Below are 9,117 nucleotides of genomic sequence, written 5' to 3'. Positions count from 1 at the left end.
CTCGACCGGCTCGAAGAGCAGGGGTATGATGTCTCCGCTATCCGCGCTGCCATCGAAAGCGGTGACAGGGAAACGGCCCGTCAACTGATGCAGCAGTTCATGGAAGAGCATGGTGACGAGCTTGATTTCCCCGCCCCTCCCGGCGGCGGCAAATGCGGTGCCGGTATGAAAATGCGAACGAAATGTAACCCGATTACGGAATGAGCACAGAGAGAATAAACCCCACCTCCCGGATCAGTATCACGTCGCAGAATTTCATCTGATCCCTCTCCTCTCCCGGGGATTTCCCCTCATCCCCGGCCTATTTTATTCCTGCGGTATCCTGGCAACCTGATGATCCTGTCCGTGCCCGCATTACAGCCTGCGCCCGGGTGGCATTGCTCGAGGGCGGAGCGATAGTAAAAAAAGAGGGAACCTGCCGGATTTCATCCCACAGGCGCTTAACGGCGTCCGGATTTTTCTTCGCCTTTCACGACGGAGGCATATCCGAGAGTATTGCCGTCTGTCAGCCGCACGCCCCCGATTGAACGGTCTTTCATCCGTTCGACAACAAGGGCCGCCGTGTCCTGCGGGACTTCAAAGACCGAATACGTGCCGTATATGCTGATGGCACCGATGGATCTGCCGGGGATGCCGGCTTCGTTCGCAACCGCACCCACGATATCCTTCGGCCTGATACGCTGGTCCCTGCCGAAATTCAGGTACAGGCGAACCATTCCCGGCTCCGCTCCCGGGTCGTGATGCGGGAGTTCGGGTGCCTGATCCGGCTCGGTTCCGGTATCGAGCGCCCGTTTCAGGAGGGCTGCGGCGATATCGATGGATGTGTATTCATCAATCATCATCCGTTCGACTATCTCCCGGTATTTCCCGATATCGCCGGAATCGATCGTCTCTTTTACCGATTCGGTAAGGTTACGCATCCTGCTTTCCTCAACGTCACGGGCTGTCGGGAGGGGGATCCGCGCAATCGTGATTCGTGCGTATTTCTGGATTGATCGGAGCTTGAAGATCTCTTTCGGGTCAACGAATGTGATCGCCCGGCCCTGCTTTCCGGCCCGCGCCGTCCGCCCGATACGGTGGACGTAATACTCGACATCCTGCGGGACATCGAAATTGATGACCAGGTCGACATCCTCGACGTCTATCCCGCGCGCCGCCACGTCGGTGGCGATGAGCACATCGATTGCGCCGTTACGAAAAGCGCCCATTACACGGTCACGCTGCACCTGTTTGAGATCGCCGTGAAGGCCGGCTGCGGAATATCCCCGGTTGTGCATCTGGGACGCCAGTTCGTCGACTCCTTTTTTCGTATTGGAAAAGACGAGGGTAAGGCCCGGATCGTACATGTCGAGGAGCCGGGAGAGAATTTCGAGTTTGTCCCGGTTTCTGACTTCGAGGTACAGCTGCTCTATCTGCGGAACGATCAGTTCCCCGTGCTGGACACGGACGAATCGGGGATTTTTCTGAAATCTCTTCGTGATTTCGAGAATCGGTTTCGGGAGCGTCGCCGAGAACAGGATTGTCTGACGGTCGCGGTGCGTTTCGCCGAGGATTAACTCGATATCATCGCGAAAGCCCATATCGAGCATCTGGTCCGCCTCGTCGAGGACGACCATCTTCACGTTCGAGAGGGACAGGGTGCCGCGGTCGAGGTGATCAAGTACACGTCCCGGCGTCCCGACAACGATATGCGCCCCGGATTTCAGCCCCCTGAACTGCCGTTCGATGGGCTGCCCCCCGTAGACGGGAAGCACGGTGAGCCTTGGATGGTATTTTGCCAGCCGTGCAAATTCCTCTGCAGTCTGGATTGCCAGTTCGCGCGTCGGCGAGAGAACGATGACCTGGGTTGCACGGTCTCCGGTATCGACCCGTTCGATGGCGGGGATGCCGAATGCAGCGGTTTTACCGGTCCCTGTCTGGGCCTGGCCGGTCACATCATCTCCGTTGAGGATCGGGGGAATCGAGAGTGTCTGGATAGGGGTGGGCTCCTCGAAGCCCATATCGGCGATGGCGTGGAGAGTATCGGGAGATATAGTGAAGGTTGAAAAAGTGACGGATTCTTTCATTCTATATTCATATGTTACCAGACCTCTTTATAGGTGGTATCGGGGATGATAAAATCGTAGTGAGGATTGTCAATAAGAGATTCCTTTCCTTCCCCGACCCGGAATGTAGTCTGTGGGATCGCCGGGGTTCAGGCGGATACCATCGAAATTGAGCTCGATTCACACTCATTCGCTTGCCTGACCTGCTGCACCGATTATCCCGTTCAGCTCGCCGATGAGTGCCTCAAGTGCCTCCGGGACCGCCCCGTCCTGCGCCCGCACTGTCTTGCCGCCGGCCGTCACCTCGTAGGTAAAAAGGTCGGCCCCCTGCTCGGGTGGGATATATTCCTGTTCAAGGGACAGAAACACCTCAGATTTTATCTGAGCGCGTATTTGGGCGAGGGATTCCTGCGAAACGGCAATAACGGAGACATCTCCCGACCGGGAGACCCTCGCGGTCCCGTTTTCATGGACGACAACCGTGTCGTCAAATCCTGCGATGCCCCCTGTCCTGTGGTATTCGACAAGGACCGGAGAGCCGCCGGCGGAGGTGCAGCCTGCCGCAGCGAACGACACGAGAAGGCAGGCGAGCAGGATCCGGGTGGAGATGGGGTATGACATACATCCGTGCGTGTGACGCACCATGATATCAAGGGATCCAACGGGAAGGATCGCCGCTGTCTTATCGTCCGGATCGGGAGGATGCAGGCCTGCCGTCCGGAAAGATCGCGGGTAACCTTTTCACCGGCCACGGCGCACATAATCATCGGGTAAATCACATGGCCGAAGACCTGAAGGATGTTGTCCTGAACAAGTGCAGGGATATGGATATTCCGCTTGTCGGGGTAGCGAACGTGGAACGCTGGGAGCATCCTCTGTTTGAGCCGTGGGTTCCGGAGGAGTTCTTCCCGCAGGCGATATTTCCCGAGGCACGGTCGGTCATCGTCATCGGGCTCCCGGTTCTCCTCCCGGTACTGGAAACCGCTCCCTCGATCTGGTACCGGGAACTCTATACCACCGTCAACACCCTGCTGGACCAGTATACGTACCGCCTTGCCGCGTTTCTCAACGATCAGGGATCCCCCTCTGTCTTTGTCCCGAGGGACGGGTACGGGGATGTGCAGGTGCTGCTTGAGAAACCGATCGCCTTCTTCTCGCAGCGGCATGCCGCTTTCCTTGCCGGGCTCGGGACATTCGGGGTGAACAATATGCTTCTTACGCGTGAGTATGGCCCGCGGGTCCGTTTCGGCTCCGTCTTTACGGCTGCCAGGCTCCCTCCGGACCCGTTATCTGAGGAAGACCTCTGCACGCGCTGCATGCTGTGCGTGCGCCACTGCCCGTCCCACGCACTCGATGAAGACGACTATCCGGCCGGGCTGACCGACAAGTTCGCCTGCGCCTCGCAGAGCGCCGGGCTCAAGAAACGGCAGATTGCTCCCTGCGGAATCTGCCTGAAAGTCTGCCCGGCAGGCGAAGACCGGGCGCATTACGGCCGCCGGGACACATCGATCTACGGAAAGAGAGAGGAGTACCCGCACTACCATCGGGCATGGGAGCATGTCCGGTCCTTTGGGGGAAGATGAAGGTTTTTCTCTCTCGAATTCGTTGCGGAGCGACCGGCGGGTGATTGGATGAAACCGGGATTTGCCTCCTGATTCAGGTCATAATCCCCAATTTGATAATAAACATTAAATATTGGTGCGACACGTTGATTTTTCTATGGACATACAGACCTATCAGGATCTGATGAAGACAATCGATCTTTCAAAAGATGAAAAGAAGCTGATCCTTGAAAAACGTGAAAAACAATGCCTCTGCAGGCAATGCCCCACCTATAAGGAGTGTTCTCCGGGGGAGGAATCGTTTGTCTTCTGCACGATTGGCAGAAGCGACTGCATCACCCGGGAAATCGAGTGCCTTTGTTCCACCTGTCCCTTCGCTGCAGAATTCGGACTTAAAAACAAATTCTACTGTACCCGGGGAGCGGAAAAGCAGCAGCTTCTTCTCGAGACAATTCAGGTTCGTAAAGAGTGGATTGAGTAATTTTTCAAGTACATTGGTGCCGGTAAAAGACGCACGGGAAGGGGGTCTCCGGAGATACGGAAGCGCCCTCTTCACCCGCCGGTATACCGGCCATCAGCTCCCTTCGAGGACGGGAGTTTTACCGGCGGTATTTTTCGGCTTACCGTATCTGTGATTGTGCACCGGACGTTTTATTCCTGCCGAACCTTTTCGAGATGGAAGATGGAGATGCCGGTCGGAACGGACGACGTGTCGGTTCCTGACGGTACGGCGAGAATTCTTTCGAGGATCGAGATGTTCTTTCCCGAGAGAATACTGACATAGTGATTGATACGCCGTACATGGTCGTCGGTGATCGTCCGTGCCGCTTCAACCGTACAGATGCTTCGCTCGATGCATTCGCCGGACCGCTTTTCAATCAGGAAATCCGGTTGGATGCCTGCCACCTCGGTGCGATCGTAGATTGTCCATCCCCTGCTTCCCGGATACCACTCCTGAAGTTTCTTGCGGACGTGCGGATAGAGGTCCTCTCTTTTCAGTGTCATGATGGATCAGAACGATACATAATTATCCTTATATTTATATATATCCACTCAGAATCTGAAGTGGTCCGGGCTGACTTCCGGATGTGGGGAAGGGAATCATCCCGCCTGCCAAACCTGCTCCAAAACCCGGTCTTTATTGCGGGGCTTGACAGGGTGTTCGCCTTTGTGCGGACCCACCGAATGACGGAACGGAGCGATGATGACAACCGGGTGCGGTTACTATTTCCTGATTGCCTCAATGACGTCCGCGATAATATCGATGCCCGCTCGAATCTGGTCGGGATTGGCGTTTGAAAAGTTGAATCGCGCCGATCGGTCGCCCGCGCCGTCCACGTAGAAAGGAAGCCCCGGGAGCACAATCACGTTGTGTTTCGCCGCCGTTTCGAAGAGTTCCACCGATGAAATCCCTTCGGGGAAGGTGACCCAGATGAACATGCCTCCTTCCGGCCTCGTGAAGGTGATGTCGTCCGGGAAGTGCTTCTCCATACACGCCGCCATGAGCGCGGCCCGCGAGGCGTACGCTGCAGTGATCTTCCTGATATGGGCGTCGATATCGTTCTCTTCGAGGTATGTTGCGAGGATTCTCTGGCTCAGGTAATTCGAGTGGAGATCGGATGCCTGCTTTACGACGATAAGCCTCTCCATGATATCCCCGGGTGCGTAGATCCAGCCGAGCCTCATGCCGGGTGAGAAAATCTTGGAAAAGGTTCCGGTCATGATACCCTCCCCGGGAAGGTATCGCGTCACCGGCAGTTCCGCGCTGCCGTCAAATCTCACTTCTCCGTATGCATCGTCCTCGACGAAGATCGTCCCGGTATCGTGCAGTATTTCTGCGATTTCACGCCGCTTCTCCTCAGAATAGGTAATGCCTGTCGGATTCTGCGAATTCGGGATGCCATAGAAGAATTTCGGATCTTCATCGTAGAGGATTCCGGCGAGTTCTCCGGTGTCAGGCCCGTCGTCATGAAGGGAAACCGCATGAAAAACAGGTTCGAACAATGAAAATGCCTGTATTGCGCCGAGATACCCGGGTCGTTCGATGACAACGGCGTCACTGCGGTCGATGAAGATCTTGCCGATCAGGTCGAGGCACTGCTGCGAGCCGTTGGTGATAAGGATCTCGTCCGGATCGGCCGAAAGGCCGTATCGCTTCGAGTAACGGTCTGCGATGAACTGCCTGAGCGGCTCGTAGCCCTCTGTCGTCGAGTACTGGAGGGCGGCCTTCCCGTCTTCCCTGATGAGATCGCCCGCCGCTTTTTCGATACCTGCAACGTCAATCAGGTCGGGATTCGGAAGTCCGCCTGCAAAGGATATCACTCCGGGATTCAGTGTTACCTTCAGTATTTCCCTGATAAATGATTTCGGGGTCTTTTCCATCCTGCGGGAGAACCGGTATGCCATGATTCTTTCATTCTTTTCCGTCCGAGATGAAAAAACGAGAGGCCGGGACGCCCGGACAATGCTTATTACCGCACAGCACAACAGCCCCTCCCATGAAACGATGTCTCGTGCTTCTGATCCTTCTGGGGGCACTCTTTCTGTGTGCGGCGTGCACTGACACGGGGCCCGCGGAACCCACACCCGCGCCGACCGCTTCGCCGTCACCGGTACCGCCGGACACCATGCCGGCCGATACGGCCGCTCCCGGAACGACACCGCCCCCTGGATCCGCCGTGCCGTGGGTGGCCGACGGCATTATCGGTGAGAGCGAATACGACAACAGTGTGACCTATTCCAACGGCAAAATGACAATCTACTGGACAAACGACCCGGATGTGCTCTACATGGCACTCCGGGGCGAGGCGACGGGGTGGGTCTCAATCGGATTCGAACCCACCACCGCAATGATGGACGCGGACATGCTGTTCGGGTATGTTGAAGACGGGAACGCGATTGTTTTTGACATGAACTCGACCGGGCCCGTCGGCCCGCATCCTCCCGACACCGATCTCGGCGGTACGAGTGACATTCTCGCATCCGGCGGTTCCGAGTCGGACGGCATCACGATCATCGAATTTTCACGGCTGTTGAACACGGGTGATACCTACGACAGGACGCTCATTTCCGGGCAGACGGTGAAATTCATCTGGGGGATCGGGACTACCGATTCGGCGACTTTCAGGCACAACGTCGCGAGGGGATCAGGAGAACTCGTCCTGGCATAGGGTGAGGGAATAATTCCCCGGTCTCCTTTTTTCCCTGACCGGCGATTCGTGGTCTTTTTTATTGGCCCTTCGTATGCATATCCGGCCTGCAAAAGTCAGTCCTCTTGATTCCATGGCCGGAAGGGTCGACACCATAATATCCGGGATGGTCGAGCAGAGCCGACACGTTGATCTTCATCCGTATGAGGTCCTCATACGTAAAAAATTCAGATGACCGTGTAGTCCCGGAGATGTAGGTGACCACAATCCCGTCGGCACTCTGTACGGCATCAACAACGGGTTCCATGGAGGGGACTATGGAGGACTGACCAGATAATGCTATGGCGGTTCGGGAACCGGAAAAAAGAACAGGCGGGGATTTCAGACGAGTGTCCTTTCAAAGAAGTCCACCATCTCCTCATAGGCATCCTGTGCGACGAAACTCTGAGACAGAGTCCCGTTTTCAATCATAAATCCGTGCGGTTCGCCCTGATAGATCTTGAGCTCGAAGTACTTGTCCGACTCATCAAGCGCCGCGGCATAGCGGTAGATGTTCGCAACCGGGCTTGCCTGATCCCGGGATCCGTGGATGATCAGCATCGGATCGGCAAGATCGGAGATGTACTCTGCGGGAGTTGTCTCGTTGTTAAATCCGCCCGAATAGGGGAAACCGTACCACGCGACACCGGATCCGAACTCCTCAATCCTGGGCAGGAAGAGCATGGTATAGCGTCCTCCGGCACAGAATCCCGTCAGGCCGAGGCGAGCCGGGTCTACGTCGCCGCGGGTTTTCAGGTGGGCAATCGTGTCCCGGATAAGCACCTCCACCACACTATCCTCCGGTCTCTGGTCATATGTCTGCCACGCGGGTGCAATGACCACATATCCCTCCGCGGCAAAGAGATCCGCCATATCCCGGTAGCCCTGCTCAAGCCCGTTGAACGAGTGTATCAGCACTACACCCGGATATTTCCCTTCCCCGCCCGGCGATGCGGTATAGGCCGGGTAATTCCTCCCGCCGCTTGAGATGTCCACCGTCGTACCTTTCTGCCCCCTGTCACCGCCCGCTCCGCCCGAATCGGTACACCCGGCGAGCACGATGAGGGATGCCACCACCATAGCCAGGATGAGTTTTCTCATACCTCTCCCCCCTCCGGATGCATGCACATATGCACCCTCCCCTTTAACCGTTATGCCTGTTCTCCGGAGACCTCATAGAGCAGTTTCAGGCAGAGCGTCAGGGGCACCGCCAGCAGCGCTCCGAAAATGCCGAGAATCCATCCCCAGAAAAAGACGGAGAGGAGCACGACCGCCGGGGATATTTTCAGTTCATAGCCGGCGAGCTGGGGAAAGAGAATATTTTCCGCAATTTCGTTGATGACGACACCGCCAAGAATAACCAGTATGGCGGATGCGGGTCCGAACTGCGTCCACGCAAGCAGTGCGGGCGGGATGACCGCAATCCAGAAGCCTAAGTACGGGATAAAACTCAGTAAAAAAGCAAGAAATGCCCATAATATTGCAAAATCAACCCCGATAAATGCCAATAGCACGCCTATTCCGATACCCGTCGCACAATTGACTTCGGACCGGATGACAAGATACCGGATAATTTCCCGTCCTAATTTTTCGATTTTCGCCCTCACATCGGGCCGGCCTTCGAGCGAGCTTCTGAGCGTTTCGAGGAACATACCGGCATCAAGGATAAGGAATATCGGCGTAATGACGATGAGCAGTACGATGGTGATACTGTTTCCGAGTCCGGCAAGCGCACTCCCGAATGCACCCGGAATGACTGATAGCAGATCCGAAACCGGGACGGAAGCGATATCAATCCCCTGATCCCGCGCCATCGCGGTGAACAGCACAACCCTGCTTTCGAGCCCGGCCTGGTAGAGGGGCAGCTGCCGGACCAGCTGCGAGATATACACCGCCATCAGAATGGTGATTCCGGCGATTATCGCGAGAAAAAGGACAATCCCCGCAGCTACTGCCGGGATATGGGGGACTCCTTTCCGCTCGAGCCAACGGATCAGTATGCCGAAGATGACCGCGAGATAGACTGCAAAGAAGAGGGGCCCGATCATCGTGGCCGCACCTTTCATTCCGGCACATATGATAACGAGGGCCGCGAGCATGAGTACCGTGCGGAAAGGTTCGGAGAGCAGAGCGGAAGAATTCATGGGATCGCGCAGGTTGTTCGTTCATCAGGAGATCGCAATTCTGTAGCCGGCCGAAGGCACCGCATTCCCCGGGAGTGTGAGGAAGGTGGCATTCCTCCCTCTCCGGGGTGACCGGTCTTCCGCCGGGAGTGCTTTCTGATTGCGTCTCTTACAGAGAGAGGGTTTTTCCGGATAAAAA

10 protein-coding genes and 1 pseudogene are annotated in these 9,117 nt (G+C 56.3%); 4 read left to right on the top strand and 7 right to left on the bottom strand.

The window, feature by feature from the left end; translation table 11 throughout:
• A pseudogene (locus APR53_04130) lies at positions 1-204 on the top strand.
• A 236-nt stretch (positions 205-440) separates the two neighbouring features.
• Here the strand turns inward: APR53_04130 and APR53_04125 are convergent.
• Entirely contained in the window at positions 441-2,066 is a 1,626-nt protein-coding gene (locus APR53_04125; protein KQC04064.1) for an RNA helicase, read from the bottom strand.
• 165 nt (positions 2,067-2,231) lie between these two features.
• A complete protein-coding gene (locus APR53_04120) occupies positions 2,232-2,666 on the bottom strand; it encodes a hypothetical protein (GenBank protein ID KQC04063.1) in 435 nt (144 codons plus the stop codon).
• Between the two features lie 158 nt (positions 2,667-2,824).
• Here APR53_04120 and APR53_04115 point away from each other — a divergent pair, with 158 nt between their 5' ends.
• Both APR53_04115 and APR53_04110 read left to right on the top strand, forming a co-directional pair.
• On the top strand, positions 2,825-3,628 hold the full coding sequence (locus APR53_04115) for a 4Fe-4S ferredoxin (GenBank protein ID KQC04062.1): 804 nt from the start codon (positions 2,825-2,827) through the stop codon (positions 3,626-3,628).
• A 202-nt stretch (positions 3,629-3,830) separates the two neighbouring features.
• Complete coding sequence (locus APR53_04110) at positions 3,831-4,088, top strand: hypothetical protein (protein KQC04065.1); 258 nt, start codon at positions 3,831-3,833, stop codon at positions 4,086-4,088.
• Positions 4,089-4,258: 170 nt separating this feature from the next.
• On the opposite strand, the gene APR53_04105 is transcribed toward APR53_04110, so the two are convergent.
• Positions 4,259-4,612: a hypothetical protein gene (locus tag APR53_04105; GenBank protein ID KQC04061.1), complete on the bottom strand. Its 354-nt coding sequence runs from the start codon at positions 4,610-4,612 to the stop codon at positions 4,259-4,261.
• A gap of 219 nt (positions 4,613-4,831) precedes the next feature.
• Positions 4,832-6,013, bottom strand: a complete 1,182-nt coding sequence (locus tag APR53_04100) for an aspartate aminotransferase (protein ID KQC04060.1) — start codon at positions 6,011-6,013, stop codon at positions 4,832-4,834.
• A gap of 92 nt (positions 6,014-6,105) precedes the next feature.
• Here APR53_04100 and APR53_04095 point away from each other — a divergent pair, with 92 nt between their 5' ends.
• Complete coding sequence (locus tag APR53_04095; GenBank protein ID KQC04059.1) at positions 6,106-6,777, top strand: hypothetical protein; 672 nt, start codon at positions 6,106-6,108, stop codon at positions 6,775-6,777.
• 58 nt (positions 6,778-6,835) lie between these two features.
• Here the strand turns inward: APR53_04095 and APR53_04090 are convergent, their stop codons facing one another.
• The 3 genes from APR53_04090 to APR53_04080 all read right to left on the bottom strand — a co-directional run bounded on the left by APR53_04090 (position 6,836) and on the right by APR53_04080 (position 8,939).
• Positions 6,836-7,063 carry a hypothetical protein gene (locus APR53_04090; GenBank protein KQC04058.1) on the bottom strand — a complete coding sequence of 76 codons (228 nt, stop codon included), beginning with the start codon at positions 7,061-7,063 and terminating at the stop codon, positions 6,836-6,838.
• A 74-nt stretch (positions 7,064-7,137) separates the two neighbouring features.
• A complete protein-coding gene (locus APR53_04085; GenBank protein KQC04057.1) occupies positions 7,138-7,896 on the bottom strand; it encodes a dienelactone hydrolase in 759 nt (252 codons plus the stop codon).
• A gap of 50 nt (positions 7,897-7,946) precedes the next feature.
• The gene (locus APR53_04080; protein ID KQC04056.1) at positions 7,947-8,939 is read right to left on the bottom strand and encodes a hypothetical protein; all 993 of its coding nucleotides are present in this window, start codon (positions 8,937-8,939) and stop codon (positions 7,947-7,949) included.
• Between the last annotated feature and the right edge of the window lie 178 nt (positions 8,940-9,117).

Source organism: Methanoculleus sp. SDB (assembly GCA_001412355.1).
Taxonomy (GTDB): Archaea; Halobacteriota; Methanomicrobia; order Methanomicrobiales; family Methanomicrobiaceae; genus LKUD01.
This window is presented reverse-complemented; position numbering and strand designations above follow the sequence as displayed.

What these genes read in the sequence shown, in the direction of transcription:
- APR53_04090 (KQC04058.1), bottom strand. Translation starts at nt 7,063, where the DNA reads ATGGAACCCGTTGTTGATGCCGTACAGAGTGCCGACGGGATTGTGGTC.
- APR53_04120 (KQC04063.1), bottom strand. Translation starts at nt 2,666, where the DNA reads ATGTCATACCCCATCTCCACCCGGATCCTGCTCGCCTGCCTTCTCGTG.
- APR53_04115 (KQC04062.1), top strand. Translation starts at nt 2,825, where the DNA reads ATGGCCGAAGACCTGAAGGATGTTGTCCTGAACAAGTGCAGGGATATG.
- APR53_04095 (KQC04059.1), top strand. Translation starts at nt 6,106, where the DNA reads ATGAAACGATGTCTCGTGCTTCTGATCCTTCTGGGGGCACTCTTTCTG.
- APR53_04105 (KQC04061.1), bottom strand. Translation starts at nt 4,612, where the DNA reads ATGACACTGAAAAGAGAGGACCTCTATCCGCACGTCCGCAAGAAACTT.
- APR53_04125 (KQC04064.1), bottom strand. Translation starts at nt 2,066, where the DNA reads ATGAAAGAATCCGTCACTTTTTCAACCTTCACTATATCTCCCGATACT.
- APR53_04085 (KQC04057.1), bottom strand. Translation starts at nt 7,896, where the DNA reads ATGAGAAAACTCATCCTGGCTATGGTGGTGGCATCCCTCATCGTGCTC.
- APR53_04080 (KQC04056.1), bottom strand. Translation starts at nt 8,939, where the DNA reads ATGAATTCTTCCGCTCTGCTCTCCGAACCTTTCCGCACGGTACTCATG.
- APR53_04100 (KQC04060.1), bottom strand. Translation starts at nt 6,013, where the DNA reads ATGGCATACCGGTTCTCCCGCAGGATGGAAAAGACCCCGAAATCATTT.